Below are 20,570 nucleotides of genomic sequence, written 5' to 3'. Positions count from 1 at the left end.
ATCCGCAAGGCCCGCGCAAGACTGGCGGCCTAGTCTCTGGGTACCTGCTCGGAGATTCCCATGGAGCCCGTTTCCCTTTTCGATCTCGCCGCCAAGCAAGCGCAATGGCTGGCCGTGCGCCAGTCGGCAGTCGCCGGCAACATCGCCAATGCCAACACGCCGGGTTATACGGCAAACGACGTCGAGCCATTCGAAAAGGTGCTCGACCGCGCCGCCGTATCGCTGCAGGCCACCCAGGCCGGCCATCTCGGCAATGCAGCGAGCAATGCCGGCTTCACCATCAAGCCGCAGGAGGATGACGGCGTCGTCATGCCGTCCAAGAACTCCGTCGTTCTGGAAGACCAGTTGCTGAAAGCCGGCGAGGTGCGCCGCTCCTTCGAACTCAACACGGCGATCGTCAAGGCGTTTCATACGATGATGATGATGGCGGTGAAGAGCTGACCATGGACGCACTGACCGCAGCCCTCAAAGTCGCAGCATCCGGCCTCGGCGCCCAGTCGGAGCGCCTGCGCGTGGTTTCCGAAAACCTCGCCAACGCCCAGTCGACCGGCACCGCGCCCGGCTCCGATCCTTATCGCCGCAAGACCATCAGCTTCGTCTCCGAGCTTGACCGGGCCTCCGGCAGTTCAACGGTTGCAGTGAACTCGATCGATCGAGATCCCAGTGACTTTCCAGTCGAGTTCCAGCCCGGCAACGAGGCAGCCGACGAGAAGGGCTACGTCAAGATGCCCAACGTCAACGTGCTGATCGAAATGGCCGACATGACCGAGGCCAACCGCTCCTACGAGGCCAACCTTCAGGTCGTCAAGCAGGCCCGTGACCTGATTTCCATGACCATCGACCTGATGAGGAACCAGTAATGATCAGCGGTATCGGAGCCCTTCAGTTCAAGCCGTCGATCGGCGGCGATGACACGGCGACAAGCCTGCTCCAGGGCGGCGCAACACCCTCGGCCGGCGGCAATGTCGGCACCTCCTTTGCCGAGGCGCTGAGCCAGGCAGCCTCCAAGACCGTCGACACGATGCAGAATGCCGAGCAGGTATCGATGCAGGCGCTCAAGGGCGACGCCGACACCCGTCAGGTGGTCGACGCCGTGATGAGCGCGCAGCAGGCGCTTCAGACCGCCGTCGCCATCCGCGACAAGGTGGTTTCCGCGTATCTCGAAGTCAGTCGAATGGGCATCTGAGGAATTCCGCCATGAAAGCACTTGCCATCGCCGCCACCGGCATGAATGCCCAGCAGACAAATCTGGAAGTCATCGCCAACAACATCGCCAACATCAACACCACCGGCTACAAGCGCGCCCGTGCCGAATTCTCCGACCTGCTCTATCAGGTCGACCGCACGCAAGGCGTGCCCAACCGCTCCAACGCCTCGCTGGTGCCGGAGGGCGTCTCGATCGGCCTCGGCGTCAAGACGACGGCCGTGCGCAACGTGCACACACAGGGCGAACTGACCAGCACCGGCAACAGTTTCGACCTGGCGCTGACCGGCAGGGGCTGGTTTCAGATCGAGGGTGCCGACGGCGGCACGCTCTACAGCCGCGCCGGCGCTCTCAACACCAACGCCACCGGCCAGCTGGTGACGGTCGACGGCGCTGCCGTCATTCCGGCAATCAACGTCCCCGTGGATGCCGTCGAGGTCATCGTCAACAAGACCGGCCAGGTCTTCGCCCGCATCGACGGCCAGACCGACCTGCAGAACCTCGGTCAGCTTCAGATCGCCAATTTCGCCAACGAGGCCGGCCTGGCGCCGCTCGGCGACAATCTGTTCCAGGAAACCACGGCTTCGGGGCCAGCCAATGTCGGCGTGCCTGGCGATCCAGGCTTCGCCACCATCCAGCAGGGCTATCTCGAAGCCTCCAACGTCGACCCGGTCAAGGAAATCACCGAGCTGATCTCGGCGCAGCGCGCCTATGAGATGAACTCCAAGGTCATCCAGGCCGCCGACGACATGGCCTCCGTGGTCTCCAAGAACATCAGGTAACGCATGATGTCGACGCCCGGCCTCCTGTCCGCATTCCGCCGCAGCGCGCTCGTCCTTGCGCTGGTGACCGGCACGATGCCGGCTTTTGCCCAGGAATCGGCCAACCAGTCGGCCACCCGGATCGCCAGCAATCAAGCTGTCGGCGAGGTGGTGCTTATTCCGAGCCGGGTTATCTATCCCGGCGAGACCATCAACCTGGCTGCCCTGAAACAGGTCACCCTTATCGTCGGCAAGCACAAGCCAGAGGCGGTCGCCACACGGGTCGAGGAACTGGATGGCAAGGTCGCCAAGCGCACGTTGCTGCCCGGCCGCTACATTCCCTCCACCGCCATCCGCGAGGCCTGGCTGGTCGAACAGGGTGCTTCCGTGCAGATCTTCTTCATCGCCGGCGGGCTGACGATCTCGGCCACCGCCGTGACGCTGCAGCCGGGAGCCGCGGGCGACCCCGTCAAGGTTCGCAACATCGACAGCGGCAAAGTCCTGTCCGGCACGGTGATGGCGGATGGAACCATCCAGGTCAGCGCTTCATGATGCGCGGGCTTACCCTGATACTGGCAGCCGTGCTTGGCCTGCAGCCGGCGCTGGCCGACGGCCTGACGCCGAAGGCCAAGCGCGAGCTCGCCGCCAAGAATGGCGGCGTCTACAACGATCCCGAATATGATCCGGCCACCACCAGCCGCATGTTCCGGGTGTCGACCGGGCCGAGTTCGCTGCCGCCGGGCCAGGTCGCCTCGCGCATCAAGGACATCGCCCAGCTGCAGAGCTCGCGCGACAATCAGCTCGTCGGCTACGGCCTGGTGATCGGCCTTGCCGGATCGGGCGACAGCCTGCGCAACTCGCCATTCACCGAACAGTCTATCCGCGCGATGCTCGAAAACCTCGGCATCGCCACCGAAGGCGGCAGTGCACGCGCCAAGAATGTCGCCGCCGTCATCGTCACCGCCAACATGCCGCCCTACGTGCAGTCGGGCGCCCGCATCGACATCGACGTCTCCTCGATGGGCGACGCGACCTCGCTTTCCGGCGGCACGCTGATCATGACGCCGCTGAAGGCAGCGGACGGCGAGATCTATGCCGTCGGCCAGGGCTCGGTCATCGTGTCCGGCTTTACCGCCCAGGGACAGGCCGAGCAACTGACGCAAGGCGTGCCGACCTCCGGCCGCGTGCCGAACGGCGCCATCGTGGAGCGCGCTGTCCAGGCCGAGTTCGACGATCAGGCGATCCTGACGCTGCAACTGCGCAATCCCGATTTCTCGACCGCTATCCGCATCGCGGACGCCATCAACGATTACACCGGCCAGCGCTTCGGCATGCGGGTGGCGGCGGAGCGCGATTCGCGCACCGTGCAGATCAGAAGGCCGAAAGGTGTCTCGGCGGCGCGCTTCTATGCCGAAATCGAGAATTTGGTGGTCGAATCCGACACGCCGGCCCGTGTCGTCATCGACGAGCGCACCGGCACCATCGTCATCGGCAATGACGTCAAGATCTCGCGGGTCGCCATCAGCCACGGCACGCTCACCGTGCGCATCACCGAAGCGCCGCGCGTGGTCCAGCCCGAGCCCTTCTCCAAGGGCGAGACCGCCATCGAACCGTTCACCGCCATCGACGCCAGCCGGCCCGACGCCCGCGTTGCCGTGCTTGACGGACCCGATCTCCAAACCCTCGTTTCCGGCCTCAACCGCCTCGGGGTCAAGCCGGACGGCATCATCGCCATTTTGCAGGGCATCAAGTCGGCCGGGGCCCTGCAGGCCGACCTGGTTCTGCAATAGGCGATGCCGATGACGCGCTCCTTCCCACGCCATGACGGCAGACACCGCAAAGCCGCGATCCTGCTTGCGACCGCTATTCTCGCGGCGCTGCCCTTTGCCGGCGACACCGCACGCGGCGAGGAGACGGTCCGCCAGGTTCTGCCGGGAGCACCGGTGGCAGCGGCGCCGCAGCAATTGACACGGGAAAAGGCGCCGGACCAAAGCGAGATCGAGCGCTTCTGCTCAAACATCGCCGACGCCGCCCGCGACCGCCGCTATGTCCTGCAGGCGGAGGAGCTGAAGCAGCTCCAGGCCGGCATTGACGAGCGCATGAAAGCTCTCGATGCAAAGAAAGCTGAATACGAGACCTGGCTGAAGCGGCGCGAGGTTTTCCTGGCCCGGGCCGAGGACGGCGTCGTCCAGATCTACGCCGGCATGAAACCCGACGCCGCCGCCGAGCGGCTGGCCATCGTCAACGCCGATCTGGCTGCGGCCATATTGATGAAGCTCGATTCACGCAAGGCGAGCGTCATCCTCAACGAAATGGACCAGAAGGCGGCGGCGACGCTCACCGGCATTATGGCCAGCGCAGCCCGAAGGGTAGATCCGTCATGATCCGGAAAATGCTTGTCCTGTGCGCGGTCACCGTGCTGTCGGGTTGCGGAACCAACCTCAAGGAGGTCGGCAGGGAGCCGGCCCTGTCCCCGGTCGGCTCCGGCATCGATGGCGGCAGCACTGGCTCCCTCTATCGCTATCCGCAAACGCCGCCCGCGCCGGTCAAGAAATTCTCGTTGTGGGACGACCGCCAGAGCCGGCTGTTCACCGACCCGCGGGCGCTGTCCCAGGGCGACATCCTGACGGTCAAGATCAAGATCAACGATCGAGCCAACTTCAAGAACCAGAACGACAGGAGCCGCACCGCCAATCGCAAGCTCGGTTACGACCTCAGCGCGCAGTGGGACAAGTGGAGCACCGCCGGCAAGGGCGCTGGGGCTCTCAGCTCCACCACGGACACGACCGCCGACGGCGAGATCAAGCGCTCGGAGACGCTTGAGCTCAATGTCGCGGCGATCGTCACCGATGTGCTGCCCAACGGCAATCTGATGATCACCGGATCGCAGGAAGTGCGCGTCAACGCCGAGCTCAGGGTGCTGACGCTCGCCGGCATCGTGCGGCCGGCCGATATCGGCGCCGAAAACACCATCCCCTACGAACGCATCGCCGAGGCCCGCATCTCCTACGGCGGACGCGGTCGCATCACCGAGGTCCAGCAGCCTGCCTACGGCCAGCAGATTCTCGACCAGGTTCTTCCGTTCTAGGATCGGAGCAGGGCGCCGTGGCAAATATCGAACAGGTTCAGCCACGCAAGGGTCCCTCCCCTGCCATCCAGGCCGGCCTGCTGCTGCTTGTGACGGCGGCCGCCATTGGCATGGGCTGGATGTCCGGCGGTTATCTCAAAGGCGTTGGCGCACCGGCTTCGGTACCGGTCGCGCCTGAGAACGAAGGCAAGATCATGCAGCCCGCCGCGGCCGAGCAGCCAGGCCTGGGCCCGATGCTTGTCGTGCTGGCGCCGATCACCACCAACATCGCCTCGCCTGCCGGCACCTGGATCAGGATGGAGGTGTCCATCGTCTATGACGCGCCGCAGCCACAGGCAATGTCGGATGACATCCACCAGGACCTTCTGGCCCTGGTGCGCACGTTGAAGATGCATCAGATCGAGGGCGCCAGCGGCTACCAGCACCTGAAGGCCGACCTCGAAGACCGCGCCGCGATCCGCAGCCAGGGTCACGCCAAACAGGTACTCATCAGGACATTGCTGCTCGAATGAGAAAACTCCTTCTCGCCACGGCCATGATCGCCGCCGCCACCTCCATCGCGGCGGCCCAGCAACTCGATCTCGGCGGCATCGGCAAGGCTGACGGCACCACCGTCGGCTACATCATCCAGATGTTCGGCCTGCTGACCGTTCTGTCGGTGGCGCCAGGCCTGCTGATCATGGTGACCAGCTTCACCCGTTTCGTCATCGCCTTCTCGATCCTGCGCGCCGGCATCGGCCTGCAGTCGACACCGGCAAACCTCATCCTGATTTCGCTGTCGCTGTTCATGACCTTCTATGTCATGGCGCCGACCTTCGATCAGGCCTGGAACACCGGCGTCAAGCCGCTGATGGACAACCAGATCACCCAGACCGAAGCCTTCGACAAGATTTCGGACCCGTTCCGCACCTTCATGCTGCACAATGTGCGTGACAAAGATTTCGACCTCTTCGCCGACCTCGCCCGCGAGCGCGGCCAGACCGTTTCGCGTGACACCGTCGACCTGCGCATCCTGGTGCCGGCCTTCATGATCTCGGAGATCCGGCGCGGTTTCGAGATCGGCTTCCTGATCGTGCTGCCATTCCTGGTCATCGACCTGATCGTCGCCACGATCACCATGGCGATGGGCATGATGATGCTGCCGCCGACAGTGGTGTCGCTGCCGTTCAAGATCCTGTTCTTCGTCCTGATCGACGGCTGGAACCTGCTTGTCGGCAGCCTGGTGCGCTCCTTCAACTGATCCTGCCGCGCCGGCTCGAAATCCCAGCAATATATTTTCGATTAACCGTCCGGTTTAGCCCTTTGGTAGGGACTTGCCCGCATATTCGCTCGCAGATGGCGGGTGATCGATTTTGAGAGATCATGGGCATGATGCCGCACCGTCATACCGGTAGAGCCGGTATGTAAAAAATACCTGTAAAATCAAGGTACGAGTACCATGTCCAGCATCATGACGAACAGCGCCGCATTGACGGCCCTGCAGAGCCTCAACGCCACCAGCAAATCCCTCACCGACACCCAGGCCCGCATCTCGACCGGCTACAAGGTCTCGCAGGCTTCGGACAACGCCGCCTACTGGTCGATCGCCACCACGATGCGCTCCGACAACCAGGCAATGTCCACCGTTTCGGACGCTCTCGGCCTCGGCGCCTCCAAGGTCGACACAGCCTATACCGGCATGAGTAGCGCGATCGATACCATCAACCAGATCAAGACCAAGCTGGTCGCGTCCTACGGCCAGACGGACGCCTCCAAGGAAAAGACCCAGGTCGAAATCGCCGCCCTTCAGAACCAGTTGAAGGCCTACGCCGATGGCGCCACCTTCTCCGGCACCAACATGCTTTCGGTGTCCACTGCGACAGGCACCGCGGCCGACGTGAAGATTGTTTCGGCCTTCAACCGCGACGCGACCGGCGCGGCTTCGATCTCGACGATCGATGTCAATGTGGAAAGCATCAAGCTGTACGATGCCGGCGCGGCACCAACCGCCAAGGGTATTCTCGACACGGCTCGCCTCGGCACCACGGGCGCTGCTGTTGCCACGGCCTCGAACCCCACCCTGGGTGCTGCAGCAGCGGCAACCGACACCTATTCGGTTGCCTCGCTCACTATCTTTTCGGGTGGCACGGCTGCCAGCGATAGCCAGATCGCGCAGCAGATGAACGTCGTCGACGCCGCGCTCAAGGCCATGACCAACGCCGCCACCACGCTCGGCGCCGCCAAGAGCAGTATCGACCTGCAGAAGACCTTCACCTCGAACCTGATGGACTCCATCGATCGCGGTGTCGGCCAGCTCGTCGATGCGGACATGAACAAGGAATCGACCCGTCTGCAGGCCCTGCAGGTCCAGCAGCAGCTCGGCATCCAGGCGCTGTCGATCGCCAACGGTTCGTCGCAGTCGATCCTGTCGCTCTTCCGCGGCTAATCGCCTTCGCTCAACCACAGTTCGCACTAAAAATCGGGCCGCGCCAAAAGCGCGGCCCGATTTGCGTTTTGCTCCAGCCCCACGCAACCCTCGATGCTTAACTCTCAAAAGCCAGCTTTTAACAGGCTGTTAACCATGCCGCGCTAGTTATGGTTAACCAATAGCTTACGACAGTTGGCGAATCGGTCCGACCGGCACGATGCCACCCGTTGAACAGGCCCATCCGGCATGTCTGAGCATGTCGGCTTTTGAGAAGGAGCGACTTTCTTGGCGAGCATCATGACCAACGCTTCGGCGTTAACCGCACTTCAAAGCCTCAGCGCCACCAACAAGTCGCTTGAACAGACGCAGGCCCGCATATCGACCGGTTACCGGGTCTCGCAGGCCTCGGACAACGCCGCCTACTGGTCGATCGCCACCACGATGCGCTCCGACAACGCGGCCCTGTCGACCGTGCAGGATGCACTCGGCCTCGGCGCCTCGAAGGTCGACGCCGCTTACACCGGCATGAACAATGTGCTGACAACGATCGGGCAGATCAAGACCAAGGTGCTGTCCATGGTCGGTCAGACGGATGCCGCCAAGGCAAAAACCCAGACCGAGATCAAGGCGCTTCAGACGCAGATGAAGTCGTTTGCCGATGCGGCGACCTTCTCCGGCTCGAATTTCCTGGCGGTGACCTCCAAGCAGACTGCCGCCCCCAATGATGGCGTTCAGCCCGACTCGCAGATCGTGTCCTCATTCAATCGCTCCTCATCCGGCGCAGTGTCGATCGGAACGATCAACATCGATGTCGAGGGCACCAAGCTTTTCGACTACGGCCTCGCCGCCGAGGTCAAGAATTCCGGAACCCTCGATCGCAAAACCTCCATCTATTCCACGGGCGCCGCCCAGACCCTGTACGATAACGCCTATGCTGGCGTGATCGCGGGCGGAGGAACGGATATCGCCGCGAACACCGCCGGCCAGACGGCGGCGGGAGCGGTCGCCAAGGTCGACAATATTTCCGCCTATAACCTCGACATCACGGCCCCAGGGGTAACCGACGACATCATCACGCAGATGGTAACCAGGATGGACAAGGTCATGGCTCAACTGACCGACTCCGCCACCATCCTCGGCTCGGCCAAGAGCAGCATCGACCTGCAGAAGACCTTTACCCAGAGCTTGATGGACTCCATCGACCGCGGCGTCGGCCAGCTCGTCGATGCCGACATGAACAAGGAATCGACCCGCCTCCAGGCCCTGCAGGTGCAGCAGCAGCTCGGCATCCAGGCATTGTCGATCGCCAACGCCGCCTCGCAGTCGATCCTGTCACTGTTCAAGAGCTGATCACGGGCGCCCACCTTCCCATCAGATAATCGGGCCGCGCCGCAAGCGCGGCCCGATTTCATTTTCGCACAAGCTTCGAAGACTAGAGTTCCAGCGGACAATCATGCTGGGAGTCGTTGAACCGTGCCGGAACAGATCCAGAGCATCATCTCGAATCTCCGCGGGTTTGGCGTGAAGCGCCTCGCCATGCTGGCGGGCATCGCCATTCTGGTGATGGGCGTAATCGGCATCGCCTCGGTCTATCTCAACCGCCCCGCCTACGACACGCTCTATGTGGGACTAGACCGTGCCGACGTGAACCAGATCGGCCTGGTGCTGGGCGAAGCCGGTATCGGTTTCGATGTCGGCGCCGATGGGACCTCGGTTCTGGTGCCGGCCGGCACCACCGCTCAAGCCCGCATGCTGCTTGCCGAAAAGGGCCTGCCGACCAGCGCCAATGCCGGCTACGAATTGTTCGACAATGTCGGCTCGCTCGGCCTCACCTCCTTCATGCAGCAGATCACCCGCGTGCGCGCGCTTGAAGGCGAGATCGCCCGCACCATCCAGTCGATATCGGGCATCAAGGCTGCGCGGGTCCACATCGTCATGTCCGAACGCGCCAATTTTCGCCGCGACGAGCAGCAGCCCTCCGCTTCCGTGGTCATCCGCTACGCCGGCATCGACGCCGAGAAGAGCGCCATGTCGATCCGCCATCTCGTCGCCGCCGCCGTTCCCGGCCTGTCGGCCGACAAGGTGACCGTTCTCGATTCCAGCGGCAATCTGCTGGCCGCGGGCGACGACCCTTCCAACACCAGCGCCGCCCGCACGCTCGGCGTCGAGCAGACCGTCGAGGCGCAGATCGGAGACAACATCCGCCGTGCGCTGACGGCCTATCTCGGCCCCGACAATTTCCGCGCCAGCGTCAAGGCCGAGGTCAACACCGACACCCGCCAGACGGAAGAGACCATCTTCGATCCGAATTCCCGCGTCGAACGCTCGGTGCAGTCGGTGCGGGCCAACGAGAACAACAACCAGAAGCAGGCTTCCACTCCGGCCAGCGTCGAGCAGAACCTGCCCGAGACCCAGGCAACCGCCACCGATGGTCCGCAATCCTCCTCGCAGAACGACCGCAGGGAAGAGATCACCAACTACGAGATCAATTCCAAGAAGATCGCCACGGTCTCCAACGGTTACACCGTCACCAAGATGTCGATTGCCGTGGTTGTCAACCAGCAGCGGCTGACGGCCATCCTCGGCAAGGACGCCACGCCGGAGCAGATCGCCAAGCGCGTCGCCGAGATCCAGAAGATGGTCACGTCCGCCACCGGCCTGGACGAAAAGCGCGGCGACATCATCGACGTCTCGGCGGTCGAGTTCATCGACGGCCTGGATGGCGAGGCGATCCCGCAGGCGGGAATGCTCGATTCTATCGGCCAGCATGCCGGCACGATGATCAATGCCGGTGCCTTCATCGTCGTGGTGTTCCTGGTCGCCTTCTTCGGCCTGAGGCCGATGGCCGCGGCGCTGACGGCAAAGGCTACTCCGGCCCTGGCAGGTCCCAGCTTCGACGACGTCCAGCGCTCGCTGCCGACGCCGGAGGCAATGGCGGCCACCGACAGTGCCGCGATCGGGACCTTGCCAGGCACACGCCCAGGCCCCACGCCGCTCGACGATCTTCGCCAGAAGATCCGGCCGGCGCCGCAGGACAGGCTTGCCAGGATGGTCGATCTCAACGAGGAGCGCACCGCGCAGATCCTGCGCAAATGGGCTGCCCAGGAAGTGGCGGTGTAAACCATGCCCTCCGTAGCCCTCTTCGACCTTCTGCCCGATTTCGGGACGCGCGCGCAACGCGCCGGCCAGCCCCGGGCAGCAGTCGATCCCGACCACAAGCCCGAGACGCCGGCGCCACAAGCCGATATCGGCACGCTGATCGCCGAGGCGGTTGCCCAGGCGGAGGCAGCGCTGGAGGTCCGCCTGTCGGCTGCGCATGACGCCGCGCTCGAAGCCGAACGCCAGGCCAGTGCCGAGGAAGCAAGGATATTTCTCGAAAGCCTCGGCGACGATGTCGGCAAGGCTGTCTCGTTGCGCATCGATGCGATGGAGGCGCGCGTGACCGGACTTGTCGCCGCCACGGTCGCCCGCATCATCGGCGGCATCGTCAGCGACGATCTGCAGAAACGTTCGATCGATGCGTTGGCCGGCGCCGTTCGCGAAGCGGTTGGCGATGCCGAAGCGGTGCGCATCGTCGTGCGCGGCCCGCTCTCGATGTTCGAAACACTGAAGGCGTCGCTCGGACCCCGCGCCGCCAATCTCGATTTTGTCGAGGCGCCAGGCTTCGACCTGACCGTCGCCATCGACGAGGCGGTGTTCGAGACGCGCATGGCCGAATGGTCGACGACCCTCTCGGAGGTCCTGGCATGAGCGTCGCCGACGCCGATCACGGCCGCCACGAGATCATCATCGTGCGGCGCAGTCATGACGACCATGACGAAGCCCACCATGGCGGCGTCTGGAAGATCGCCTTCGCCGACTTCATGACGGCCATGATGTGCTTCTTCCTGGTCATGTGGCTGATCAACGCCGCCAACGAGCAGACCAAGGCAGCCGTCGCCAGCTACTTCAACCCGGTCAAGCTGGTCGACCGCAATTCGAGCCGCAAGGGCCTGGAGGATCTCGGCGACGGCCCGCGCGCCATGGGGCTGACGGCCGACGATCCGCAAGAGGCGACCAGCAAAGCCGGACAGAACGGCAATGCCGGCGCGGGCGCGTCGGACCGCAAGCAGGACAAGCAGGAGCCGCAGCAGGCGGAACGCACCGACGATCATCTCTTCGCCGACCCCTACGCGGTGCTTTCGGAAATCGCCGCGGATACCGGCGTCATGCAGAATGTCAGCCAGAAAGGCGACGGCGGCGTGCAGGCTGCCGGACCGGCTACCGGCGCCTCCGGTGGCGCCTCCTACCGCGATCCCTTCGAGCCGGATTTCTGGTCGCAGCAGGTCGCGGCGCCCGGCGCCGAGGCCAGCGCCGAGCGCACCAAGATCGAGGGCGATCCGGCCAAGCCCGGCGACAAGACCGCCGAAACGCAAGTGCTCAAAGTCAAAGCCGTGCCGCCTGTCGCGGCACCGCTCGAGCCGCTGGCTAAGGACGCGACCGGCAAGCAGGCCGCGAACCCTGCCACGGCAATGGCCGGCGAGACCAAACCGGACGGCACCACGGTCGCGGGCGGAGCGAAAGCCGCGACGCAAAACGCCACCAAGCCTGACGTCGGCGAGAAGGCGCCAACCGCGGCTGCCGTCAAGGCAGCGGCCGACGTCAAGCGGCAACTGGCCGATGCCTTCAAGCCCGGCGACAAGCTGCACGACGGCGTCTCGGTCGAAGCCACCGACAAGGGGGTCGTCATCTCGATCACCGACCAGCTCGACTTCGGCATGTTCGAGGTCGGCTCGGCATTGCCGAGACGCGAACTGGTGCTGGCGATGGAGAAGATCGGCCGCATCGTCAACAGCCAGAAGGGCACCATCAGCATCAACGGCCACACCGACGCCCGGCCGTTCCGCGGCGACAGCTACGACAATTGGCGCCTGTCGACGGCGCGCGCGCATTCCGCCTACTACATGCTCGTGCGCGGCGGCGTCGACGAACGCCGCATCACCGAGGTCGCCGGCTTCGCCGACCGCCAGCCGAAAATAGCAGCCGATCCATTGGCGGCCGCGAACCGCCGCATCGAGATCCTGATGGCGACCGGCGGATGAAGCGAGCGGCCGTCACCCGCCGGTTGATTGGCCTGTTGCTGCTGGCCGGCGGACACCCGTCGACCGGTTTCGCCCAGGATACGCTGCAGCCGTATCAGTTGGTGCGCTCGCTGCAACTCATCCAGGACCGCATAGCCGCCGGCGATCATGCCGCCCTGCCGATGCAAGCCAAGCTGCTGGAGATGGCAGATGCGCGCCTGCGGGCGGCGAATGCCGAGGACTACAAGGATCCCAAGAACTTTCGAGCTCTGCTTGTCTATGGCATGAGCGGCGGCAACCCGGTGACCGTCGAAGCGGCCACGTCGCGCGCTACGACGGACCCGCAAAGCCTTGCCATCGCCAAAGGCGTGATTGATTACCTCAACGGCCGGCCCGGCGAGGCTATCGAAGCCTTGAGGCCGATCGATCCCATGGCGCTGCCTCCGGATCTCGGCGCCTTCCTCGCCCTGGTCAAAGGCTCACTGCTTGCCGGCGATCAACCGGCGACCGCACTCCGTCTGCTCGACGAGGCAAGATTGCTCAGCCCCGGCACGCTGGTCGAGGAAGCGGCACTTCGCCGTTCGGTTGGCCTTGCAGTCGCGCAAGGCGACGCGGCACGCTTCGCCCTTGCTTCCACCCAATATGTCGAGCGCTATCTCTATTCGCCCTATGCCAGCCAGTTCGCCGACTCCTTCGTCTCCGGCGTCATCGCGCTGCACATGTCGATCAGCCAGGACAAGCTGGGCGACATCACCTCGATGATGGATCCCGAGCGCGAGAAGGTGATCTATCTGCGCATCGCCCGCCGGGCCGCGATAGACGGCCTGAACGACTTGTCGGCCTTCGCTTCGGCGCGGGCGGAACAGGGCCGCGACGGCAACACCAATCAGGACGATCCACGCGCCCTGCTCTATGCCAGCCTTTCCACCGTCACCTCGGGTACAATCGAGGACGTTCGCGCCAAGCTCGGCAAGATCGACCGCAGCCGGCTGTCGGAGGGCGACCGCGCTTTGCTCGACGCCGCGCAGGCCATTGCCGGCGAGGTCGTCGCGCCGCCCACCGCCCTTCCGGCGGAAAAGCCTGCCCCAGTTCCTGCCGCCGCGGCACAGCCGGTGCCCGAGATCGCCACGGCGCAAGGCGCCGATGACAGTGGCCTGCCACCGGTCGAAGGCGCCATCTCGGAGCAACCCGCCGTCACCGCGGCCTCCGGCGGACCAGCCGCCAATGCCCCGGACATGGCAGCAGCGGCATCCGCCGAGCCTGCGACTGTCATGCCGGCGTCGGCACTGTCGCCCGCAGCCGGTCCAGAGCCCGCCGATCCGACCGACGCCGCCATGACCAGAACACGTCGACAGCTCGACCTGATCGACCAGATGCTTGGAGCCGCCCCAAAATGACCACCAGCCTCGGCTCGGCCTTGCCAGGATTTGCCTCCACGCGCGCGACGTCGGAGCAGCCTGCCGCGAACGGCAGGAACGATGACGCCGGCTTCGGCAAGATGCTGCGCGACGATGCCCGCCCGGAACGGCAGCCGTCGACAGAGGCGGGATCGCGCGACCAGCGCTGGAGCAAGCTCGCTGCCGGCCTTGCCGGGCATGACGCCAAGGCCGAACCGGCATCGGCCGAGCCCGGAAGGACCATCTCGGCCAAAGTGGCAAACGTGAAAACCGGCAAGGACGATTTGGAAGAAAACGCGAAGGCCGACGCTGAAGATACGGCGCCGGATGCCGGGCCGCTTCAGGACGACCTGCCGCTGCTGATCGCGTTTCATGACCTGCGGCATTTCGCGACAACGGCCAAGGCAGCCGGGGGCAATACGGCCACCGGCGAGAATCCGTCGGACCCGGCGCTCGATGGGCAGGCTTCACTGCCAAAGACCTACCGGCCAAAAGCCGCGGGCGGACGCGAAGCACTCGAAACCATGTCGAAGCCGGAGCAGGCGTCGATCGTCGACGGACCTTTGACGGCGCTTGACGGTCAGTCGCCGAGCGCTGCCTCCAGCGCGCCAAAACGCGACGCCGCTGCGGCGGCCCAGAAGCTGTCGGACGCACCGGCCGCCGATGTGCCCGGCGTGCGGTCGAAGCACACCGCGAATGCGATGAAGAGCATCGAGGATGTCCAGTCCTCGATGCGTCCAGAAGCGGGAAAACAGTCCCTGTCCACTGCGCGCATCGACGTGGTGTCGGAACGGAGTTTCCCCGCACCGCCGCAAAGTCCCATCAGCCAGGCAGCCCTCAATGTGATCAACGCCATAGCCGCCGACGCCGGGCCGCAAAAGGCGCTTTCAGCCTCACCCACGACCACCCATCTGGCCAGCTCTGTTGCCGTTCCGACACATGTGTTGAAGATCGAACTCCACCCAGCCGAACTCGGCATGGTGACGGCCAATCTTCGCCTCTCCGGGGAACAACTTTCGATTGAGCTGAAGCCTGAAACGCACGACGCTTATCGTCGGCTGTCCGCCGACAGCGAGGCCATCGTCAAGTCACTGCGGGGGCTCGGCTTTGAGGTTGACAAGGTCACGATACTGCAACCTTCGGTAGCAGCTCCCGCTACAACCCGGACGGATGCAACCGCTCCTATGGCGGCGGCGACAGGCCGCGATCCAGCATCCTTTCAACCGGGGAATTCGGGCAGCGGCAATGGTGGAGCCGGCGGCCAGCAACCGGGCCAGCAATCCTCAGGGAAACGCAACGATGACGCGCAGGACTACGGCCGCGGCACTTCGCCTGCTCGCGAGCGCGCTGGCGGCGATATCTTTATCTAGCGCGGCAAACGCCGCCGCAGCCGCGGCCAACCCCTGCGAGCCGGAGATCCTGCGCGCCGCCGATCGTTATGGCGTGCCCGCCGGCATCCTCTATGCTGTTGGCCTGACGGAGACCGGAAACAAGGGCAGCCTTCAACCCAATGCCTTGAATATAGAAGGAAAAGCAGTCTTTCCGAGGAGCCGGACCGAGGCCCTTGCCGCCTTCGCCAATGCCCGGCGCGAGGGCAAGACCCTGATCGATCTGGGCTGCATGCAGATCAATCACCACTATCACGCATCGCATTTTCGCAGCGTCGAGGACATGCTCGACCCACGCCAGAACGTCGACTATGCGGCGCGCTTCCTGGCCAGCCTTCATGCCCGTCACGAGACCTGGTCGATGGCCGTTGCCCGCTATCATGCCGGTCCCGACAACGACCCGGCGCAGAAGATCTATGTCTGCCGCGTCATTGCCAACATGGTCGCCACCGGCTTTGGAAAATGGACCGCGAACGCCCGCGGCTTCTGCAACCCGTAAGCGCATTTCCCGTTACTAATAGACCAACCGTACAACCCGAATTGTTGGTTTGACTTGATCATACCTTGCCGCCGAAAGCACATCTGGCCGCCCGCTAATGCAACCGATACGATTCCAGACTCCCAAGAAACTAGCTACAAGAAATGACGGTTGTTCAGGATTCCCGCCAGCGGATACGCCTCTCTTCACGGGGCAAATGATTTGATTCGGAAGGCGGGGCCGATGATTGTGATCGTTGACGAGCGCGAGCTCGTAACAGAGGGATACAATTCACTTTTCGATCGTGAGGGCATCGCCTGTGCAGGCTTTGCGTCCGGCGAATTCGGTGAGTGGGTGAACTCGGCCGCGGACACCGATCTGCGCTCGGTCAGGGCCTTCCTCATCGGCGACTGCCGCGAGGGTTCCATCTCTCCGCGCCAGATCCGCGACCGCACCGGCGCCCCGGTGATTGCGCTCAGCGAACAGCATTCGCTGGAGAACACGCTGCGGTTGTTCGAGAGCGGCGTCGACGACGTCATTCGCAAGCCCGTCCATATCCGCGAGATCCTGGCCCGCATCACCGCCATCCGCCGCCGCGCCCAGGAAGACGTCGCCTATACTGAGATCGGCGCCATGCGCATCTTCATGGACGGCCGCGACCCCGAGATCGACGGTCAGCCCCTCCCCCTGCCGCGCCGTGAACGCCGCATCCTCGAATATCTGGCGAGCAATCGCGGGCGCCGCGTCACCAAGACCCAGGTTTTCAACGCCATCTACGGCATCTTCGACGAAGAGGTCGAAGAGAACGTGGTGGAAAGCCACATCAGCAAACTGCGCAAGAAGCTGCGCGAGAAGCTGGGCACCGACCCGATCGATTCCAAGCGTTTCCTCGGCTACCGGCTCGTCTTCTGATGCAGCGCCGCGCCAGCCTCGCGCAAGAAAACATGCGTAGCCTCGTAGCCAGCAGCATGGACACAGCGGAGACGTTTCGATGAGCCTCTACGGAATGATGCGGACCGGCGTTTCCGGCATGAACGCCCAGGCAAACCGCCTATCGACGGTCGCCGACAACATCGCCAATTCCGACACCACCGGCTACAAGCGCTCCTCCGCCGAATTCTCGACGCTGGTCATGCCGTCGACCGGCGGTGCCTACAATTCCGGCGGCGTCACCACGACGATCCGCCAGGCGGTCAGCGATCCGGGTGTGCTTCAATACACGACCTCGGTTTCCGACCTTGCCGTCAGCGGCGATGGCTTCTTTGTCGTTCAGGATCCGAGCGGCACCCCCTACCTGACCCGGGCCGGCGCTTTCGTTCCCGACGGTCAAGGCAGACTGGTCAACTCGGCCGGCTTCCAGCTGATGGCGTACAGCTACGACAACGGCGTACCGGCAGCGACGGTCAATGGCTTCGAGGGGTTGGTCCCGGTTGTCATCTCAGACCAGGGAATGACTGCAACACCGAGCACTGAGGGCAGCTATGCCGGCAACCTGCCGGCCGGCGCGACCCCGATCGCCGCCGGCAATCTGCCCACCACCAATGCTGTCGGCGCGCAGTACACCTCAAAATCCTCCATGGTTGCCTACGACAATCTCGGCAACAAGAAGCTGCTCGACGTCTATTTCACCAACACCGGCGCCGGCACCTGGCAGGTCTCGGTCTTCGATCAGTCTCAGGCCACGGCCGGGACAGCATTCCCCTATACCGGCGGCGCGCTGGGCTCGGCCAACCTGACGTTCGACGCCACCACTGGCAAGCTCACCGGCGCCGTTGACAGCGTCTCCCTCACCGTGCCCAACGGCGCCGCCTTTTCGCTCGATCTGTCTGCGCTGACCCAGCTTGGCGCCGGCTTCACGGTTTCCGACGCCCAGGTCAACGGCAACGCGCCGAGCACCATCGACAAGGTTCAGATCAGCAAGGACGGCACCATCTACGCGCAGTACAAGGACGGCTCCACCAAGCCGCTCTACAAGATCCCGCTGGCTGACGTACAGAGCCCGGATCAGCTCACCGCGCTGCCTGGCAACGTCTATTCGCAGGGCACCGAGTCCGGCGCGGTTCGTGTCGGCTTTGCCAATGAAGGCAAGCTCGGCTCCATCATCTCCGGCGCGCTCGAGAATTCCAACGTCGACATCGCCGAAGAGCTGACCAACATGATCGCGGCGCAGCGCAGCTACACCGCCAATTCGAAAGTCTTCCAGACCGGTTCCGATCTGATGGACGTCCTTGTCAACCTGAAGAGATAAGACGGGCGTCGCCCGCGAAAGACCCGCATGTCACTGTCTACCGCATTGAGTATCGCCCAGTCGGCGCTTATGAACACCGCGCGACAGACCAGCGTTGTCTCGCGCAACGTGGCCGACGCCTCCAACCCGGACTATTCACGGCGTCAGGCCGTCGTCACCAGCACGGCGCCGGGCGCGCGTTCGGTCGATATCCAGCGCGCAGCCAACGAGCTTTTGTTTCGCCAGAATCTCGGCGCGCTGTCGGCCTGGAGCGGGCAGAACGCGCTCTACAGCGGCATGGATCAGCTGGGCGTTGCGGTCAATGGCGTCGACAATGCGTCCTCGGCCTCGACCGCGATCGCCAACCTGCAGCAGGCGCTGCAGCTCTACGCCACCTCGCCGTCGAACCAGAACCTCGGCGCCTCGGTCATCGACGCCGCCAAGCAGGTCGTGCGCTCGCTCAATGAGGGCTCCAAGGCAGTCCAGGATTTCCGCACCCAGACCGACGGCCAGATCGCCACGGCCGTCGATGACCTGAACTCGCTGCTCGGCCAATTCCAGGATGCCAACACGGCGGTCATGTCCGGAACCCGTTCCGGCACCGACGTTTCCGATGCGCTCGACCAGCGCGACGCGCTTTTGAAGAAGATTTCGAACTATGTCCCGGTGTCGACCTTCACGCGAGGCGACAATGACATGGTCATCACCACCGGTGACGGCACGACTTTGTTCGAGACGATACCGCGCACGGTCACCTTCGCGGCGTCGGCAGGCTATACCGCGGGTGCCGCCGGCAATGCCGTTTACATCGACAACGTGCCGATCTCGGCGGGAGCCGGCGGCAACACCAGCGCCAGCGGCACGCTTGCCGGCCTGCTGCAATTGCGCGACGGCGTCGCCTCGACCATGCAGAGCCAGCTCGATGAGACCGCGCGTGGCCTGATCACCGCTTTTGCCGAGACCGCACCCTCGATGGCCAATGCCGCCGGCCTGTTCACCTGGTCGGGAGCGCCGGCCGTGCCGGCCGCCGGCACGCTGGTCACCGGCCTTGCCGCGTCCATCAGCGTCAATGCAGCGATGGACCCGAGCACCGGCGGCAACCCGACGCTGCTGCGCGACGGCGGCGCCAATGGTGCTGCCTATGTCGCCAACACGGGCGGCGGCGCGTCCTATTCCACCCTTCTGGTTGCCTATGGTGACCGGCTCGACCAGCCGATGACTTTCGACCCCGCCGCCGGCGTTTCGGCAACCTCCAGCGTATCCGACTACGCCGCCAGTTCGATCGGTTGGTTCGAGAGCGTGCGCCAGCAGGCTTCGACCGCCTCCGACGCCAAGGAAGCACTGGCATCGCGCAGCGCCGAGGCGCTGTCCAACGCGACCGGGGTCAATGTCGACCAGGAAATGTCGCTGCTGCTCGACCTCGAACACACCTACCAGGCATCAGCCCGGATGATGAAAACCGTCGACGACATGTTGACGGCCTTGCTCAACGCGGTGGGATAATTCCATGACTTCAGTCTCCTCGGCCGCAATCTCCAATGCCATGCGCTCCCAGCAGATGCGCATGCAGGCCGAACTCGTCAAAGCCACCAAAGAATCCTCGACGGGCCGGGTCGCTGACGTCGGCCTGGCTCTCGGTGGGCGCACCACCCAGGCCGTCACCTTCCAGCGCGATCTTGACCGGCTCAACGTCATCATCGATTCCAACGGCCTGGTCGGCGCCCGGCTTTCCTCGACGCAGACCTCGCTTGGTCAGCTCTCCACCGCCGCGCAGACCTTCCTGTCCGCCCTGACCACCGCTTCCTCGAGCGACTCGTCCAACAGCCTCACCCGGGACTCCGGCAAGGCGACCATCCAGCAGCTGACCTCGATCCTCAACACCAGCGTTAATGGTGAATATCTGTTTGCCGGCACCAACACAGACGTCAAGCCGATCAACGATTTCACCGCTGCCGGCTCTCCTGCCAAGGCTGCATTCGATACCGCTTTCCTCACCAATTTCGGTTTCACCCAGGACGACCCGGCAGCGGCCAACATCACGGCTGCCCAGATGGACGATTTCATCACCAATGATGTCGTGCCGCAGTTCACGGGCGCGGGTTGGCAAGGCAACTGGTCGAACGCCACCGACCAGCAGATCGTCAGCCGCATCGCACTCAACGAAACCACACCGACTTCGACCAGCGCCAACAGCGATGGCATTCAGAAACTCGCCATGGCGGCAGCCATGGTCAGCAGCCTGATGTCCAGCAACATCAGCCAGGCGGCGAAGAATACGGTTGTCAGCCGCTCGACCACATTGGTTGGCGAAGCGCTGAGCGGCATTGGCCAGCTTCAATCCGAGACCGGCATCGTCCAGAAGCGGGTTTCCGATGCCAACGATCGGATGAAAACGCAGGTCGACCTTTTCGAACGGCACATTCTCGATCTGGAAGCCGTCGATCCGGCGGCAGCCGCGACACGGGTCGCGGACCTGACACAGCACATCGAAACGTCTTTCGCGTTGACCGCACGCCTGCAGCAGCTCAGCCTGTTGAATTACCTGACCTGACAACGCTTA

General features: G+C 64.1%; 22 protein-coding genes. All 22 read left to right on the top strand.

Annotated features, from left to right (window positions below; all coding sequences use genetic code 11):
* Nucleotides 1-60 precede the first annotated feature (60 nt).
* The 22 genes from flgB (at nucleotide 61) to NKH97_RS25900 (ending at nucleotide 20,561) form a co-directional block, all read left to right on the top strand.
* Nucleotides 61-441, top strand: coding sequence for a flagellar basal body rod protein FlgB (flgB, locus tag NKH97_RS26005; RefSeq protein ID WP_352775081.1), 381 nt, complete (start codon nucleotides 61-63; stop codon nucleotides 439-441).
* 2 nt (nucleotides 442-443) lie between these two features.
* Complete coding sequence (gene flgC, locus NKH97_RS26000) at nucleotides 444-860, top strand: flagellar basal body rod protein FlgC (protein ID WP_013529797.1); 417 nt, start codon at nucleotides 444-446, stop codon at nucleotides 858-860.
* Nucleotides 860-1,186, top strand: coding sequence for a flagellar hook-basal body complex protein FliE (gene fliE, locus NKH97_RS25995; RefSeq protein WP_023810002.1), 327 nt, complete (start codon nucleotides 860-862; stop codon nucleotides 1,184-1,186). The genes flgC and fliE overlap by 1 nt, the downstream gene beginning before the upstream one ends.
* An 11-nt stretch (nucleotides 1,187-1,197) precedes the next feature.
* Nucleotides 1,198-1,986: a flagellar basal-body rod protein FlgG gene (gene flgG, locus NKH97_RS25990; protein ID WP_013529795.1), complete on the top strand. Its 789-nt coding sequence runs from the start codon at nucleotides 1,198-1,200 to the stop codon at nucleotides 1,984-1,986.
* 3 nt (nucleotides 1,987-1,989) lie between these two features.
* Entirely contained in the window at nucleotides 1,990-2,517 is a 528-nt protein-coding gene (gene flgA, locus NKH97_RS25985) for a flagellar basal body P-ring formation chaperone FlgA (RefSeq protein ID WP_352799065.1), read from the top strand.
* Complete coding sequence (locus NKH97_RS25980; RefSeq protein WP_023810004.1) at nucleotides 2,514-3,755, top strand: flagellar basal body P-ring protein FlgI; 1,242 nt, start codon at nucleotides 2,514-2,516, stop codon at nucleotides 3,753-3,755. Before flgA ends, NKH97_RS25980 begins: the two co-directional genes overlap by 4 nt.
* Nucleotides 3,756-3,764: 9 nt before the next feature.
* Entirely contained in the window at nucleotides 3,765-4,349 is a 585-nt protein-coding gene (locus NKH97_RS25975; RefSeq protein ID WP_027038251.1) for a MotE family protein, read from the top strand.
* The gene (gene flgH / locus NKH97_RS25970; protein ID WP_127290408.1) at nucleotides 4,346-5,053 is read left to right on the top strand and encodes a flagellar basal body L-ring protein FlgH; all 708 of its coding nucleotides are present in this window, start codon (nucleotides 4,346-4,348) and stop codon (nucleotides 5,051-5,053) included. Before NKH97_RS25975 ends, flgH begins: the two co-directional genes overlap by 4 nt.
* A 17-nt stretch (nucleotides 5,054-5,070) precedes the next feature.
* The gene (locus NKH97_RS25965; RefSeq protein ID WP_352733656.1) at nucleotides 5,071-5,565 is read left to right on the top strand and encodes a flagellar basal body-associated FliL family protein; all 495 of its coding nucleotides are present in this window, start codon (nucleotides 5,071-5,073) and stop codon (nucleotides 5,563-5,565) included.
* Nucleotides 5,562-6,293 carry a flagellar type III secretion system pore protein FliP gene (fliP, locus tag NKH97_RS25960; RefSeq protein WP_128304917.1) on the top strand — a complete coding sequence of 244 codons (732 nt, stop codon included), beginning with the start codon at nucleotides 5,562-5,564 and terminating at the stop codon, nucleotides 6,291-6,293. The genes NKH97_RS25965 and fliP overlap by 4 nt, the downstream gene beginning before the upstream one ends.
* Nucleotides 6,294-6,491: 198 nt before the next feature.
* The gene (locus NKH97_RS25955; protein ID WP_023810008.1) at nucleotides 6,492-7,478 is read left to right on the top strand and encodes a flagellin N-terminal helical domain-containing protein; all 987 of its coding nucleotides are present in this window, start codon (nucleotides 6,492-6,494) and stop codon (nucleotides 7,476-7,478) included.
* Nucleotides 7,479-7,745: 267 nt separating this feature from the next.
* Nucleotides 7,746-8,810: a flagellin N-terminal helical domain-containing protein gene (locus NKH97_RS25950; protein WP_127290416.1), complete on the top strand. Its 1,065-nt coding sequence runs from the start codon at nucleotides 7,746-7,748 to the stop codon at nucleotides 8,808-8,810.
* Between the two features lie 123 nt (nucleotides 8,811-8,933).
* Nucleotides 8,934-10,580, top strand: a complete 1,647-nt coding sequence (gene fliF, locus NKH97_RS25945; protein ID WP_352775076.1) for a flagellar basal-body MS-ring/collar protein FliF — start codon at nucleotides 8,934-8,936, stop codon at nucleotides 10,578-10,580.
* A gap of 3 nt (nucleotides 10,581-10,583) precedes the next feature.
* Complete coding sequence (locus tag NKH97_RS25940; RefSeq protein WP_023810011.1) at nucleotides 10,584-11,210, top strand: hypothetical protein; 627 nt, start codon at nucleotides 10,584-10,586, stop codon at nucleotides 11,208-11,210.
* Complete coding sequence (locus NKH97_RS25935) at nucleotides 11,207-12,541, top strand: MotB family protein (protein WP_023810012.1); 1,335 nt, start codon at nucleotides 11,207-11,209, stop codon at nucleotides 12,539-12,541. Before NKH97_RS25940 ends, NKH97_RS25935 begins: the two co-directional genes overlap by 4 nt.
* Entirely contained in the window at nucleotides 12,538-13,917 is a 1,380-nt protein-coding gene (locus NKH97_RS25930; protein ID WP_352441897.1) for a MotC family chemotaxis protein, read from the top strand. The genes NKH97_RS25935 and NKH97_RS25930 overlap by 4 nt, the downstream gene beginning before the upstream one ends.
* 263 nt (nucleotides 13,918-14,180) lie before the next feature.
* The gene (gene fliK, locus NKH97_RS25925; RefSeq protein ID WP_352775073.1) at nucleotides 14,181-15,287 is read left to right on the top strand and encodes a flagellar hook-length control protein FliK; all 1,107 of its coding nucleotides are present in this window, start codon (nucleotides 14,181-14,183) and stop codon (nucleotides 15,285-15,287) included.
* Nucleotides 15,217-15,804: a transglycosylase SLT domain-containing protein gene (locus tag NKH97_RS25920; protein WP_050592657.1), complete on the top strand. Its 588-nt coding sequence runs from the start codon at nucleotides 15,217-15,219 to the stop codon at nucleotides 15,802-15,804. Before fliK ends, NKH97_RS25920 begins: the two co-directional genes overlap by 71 nt.
* 222 nt (nucleotides 15,805-16,026) lie before the next feature.
* On the top strand, nucleotides 16,027-16,695 hold the full coding sequence (locus tag NKH97_RS25915) for a response regulator transcription factor (RefSeq protein WP_013529780.1): 669 nt from the start codon (nucleotides 16,027-16,029) through the stop codon (nucleotides 16,693-16,695).
* Between the two features lie 79 nt (nucleotides 16,696-16,774).
* Nucleotides 16,775-18,031, top strand: a complete 1,257-nt coding sequence (locus NKH97_RS25910) for a flagellar hook protein FlgE (protein ID WP_256745508.1) — start codon at nucleotides 16,775-16,777, stop codon at nucleotides 18,029-18,031.
* 27 nt (nucleotides 18,032-18,058) lie between these two features.
* Nucleotides 18,059-19,513, top strand: coding sequence for a flagellar hook-associated protein FlgK (flgK, locus tag NKH97_RS25905; RefSeq protein ID WP_352799064.1), 1,455 nt, complete (start codon nucleotides 18,059-18,061; stop codon nucleotides 19,511-19,513).
* Nucleotides 19,514-19,517: 4 nt separating this feature from the next.
* Nucleotides 19,518-20,561, top strand: a complete 1,044-nt coding sequence (locus NKH97_RS25900; RefSeq protein WP_023810017.1) for a flagellar hook-associated family protein — start codon at nucleotides 19,518-19,520, stop codon at nucleotides 20,559-20,561.
* The last annotated feature ends 9 nt before the right edge of the window (nucleotides 20,562-20,570 follow it).

Origin of the sequence: Mesorhizobium sp. M0870 (assembly GCF_040319775.1) — a bacterium.
Lineage (GTDB): Bacteria > Pseudomonadota > Alphaproteobacteria > Rhizobiales > Rhizobiaceae > Mesorhizobium.
The sequence above is the reverse complement of the archived record's forward strand: the minus strand, read 5'-3'. Positions and strand labels throughout refer to the sequence as shown.

What these genes read in the sequence shown, in the direction of transcription:
- NKH97_RS25920 (WP_050592657.1), top strand. Translation starts at nt 15,217, where the DNA reads ATGACGCGCAGGACTACGGCCGCGGCACTTCGCCTGCTCGCGAGCGCG.
- NKH97_RS25900 (WP_023810017.1), top strand. Translation starts at nt 19,518, where the DNA reads ATGACTTCAGTCTCCTCGGCCGCAATCTCCAATGCCATGCGCTCCCAG.
- flgH (WP_127290408.1), top strand. Translation starts at nt 4,346, where the DNA reads ATGATCCGGAAAATGCTTGTCCTGTGCGCGGTCACCGTGCTGTCGGGT.
- flgG (WP_013529795.1), top strand. Translation starts at nt 1,198, where the DNA reads ATGAAAGCACTTGCCATCGCCGCCACCGGCATGAATGCCCAGCAGACA.
- fliP (WP_128304917.1), top strand. Translation starts at nt 5,562, where the DNA reads ATGAGAAAACTCCTTCTCGCCACGGCCATGATCGCCGCCGCCACCTCC.
- NKH97_RS25910 (WP_256745508.1), top strand. Translation starts at nt 16,775, where the DNA reads ATGAGCCTCTACGGAATGATGCGGACCGGCGTTTCCGGCATGAACGCC.
- NKH97_RS25955 (WP_023810008.1), top strand. Translation starts at nt 6,492, where the DNA reads ATGTCCAGCATCATGACGAACAGCGCCGCATTGACGGCCCTGCAGAGC.
- NKH97_RS25940 (WP_023810011.1), top strand. Translation starts at nt 10,584, where the DNA reads ATGCCCTCCGTAGCCCTCTTCGACCTTCTGCCCGATTTCGGGACGCGC.
- NKH97_RS25915 (WP_013529780.1), top strand. Translation starts at nt 16,027, where the DNA reads ATGATTGTGATCGTTGACGAGCGCGAGCTCGTAACAGAGGGATACAAT.
- flgC (WP_013529797.1), top strand. Translation starts at nt 444, where the DNA reads ATGGACGCACTGACCGCAGCCCTCAAAGTCGCAGCATCCGGCCTCGGC.
- flgA (WP_352799065.1), top strand. Translation starts at nt 1,990, where the DNA reads ATGATGTCGACGCCCGGCCTCCTGTCCGCATTCCGCCGCAGCGCGCTC.
- fliE (WP_023810002.1), top strand. Translation starts at nt 860, where the DNA reads ATGATCAGCGGTATCGGAGCCCTTCAGTTCAAGCCGTCGATCGGCGGC.
- flgK (WP_352799064.1), top strand. Translation starts at nt 18,059, where the DNA reads ATGTCACTGTCTACCGCATTGAGTATCGCCCAGTCGGCGCTTATGAAC.
- NKH97_RS25980 (WP_023810004.1), top strand. Translation starts at nt 2,514, where the DNA reads ATGATGCGCGGGCTTACCCTGATACTGGCAGCCGTGCTTGGCCTGCAG.
- NKH97_RS25930 (WP_352441897.1), top strand. Translation starts at nt 12,538, where the DNA reads ATGAAGCGAGCGGCCGTCACCCGCCGGTTGATTGGCCTGTTGCTGCTG.
- NKH97_RS25935 (WP_023810012.1), top strand. Translation starts at nt 11,207, where the DNA reads ATGAGCGTCGCCGACGCCGATCACGGCCGCCACGAGATCATCATCGTG.
- flgB (WP_352775081.1), top strand. Translation starts at nt 61, where the DNA reads ATGGAGCCCGTTTCCCTTTTCGATCTCGCCGCCAAGCAAGCGCAATGG.
- NKH97_RS25975 (WP_027038251.1), top strand. Translation starts at nt 3,765, where the DNA reads ATGACGCGCTCCTTCCCACGCCATGACGGCAGACACCGCAAAGCCGCG.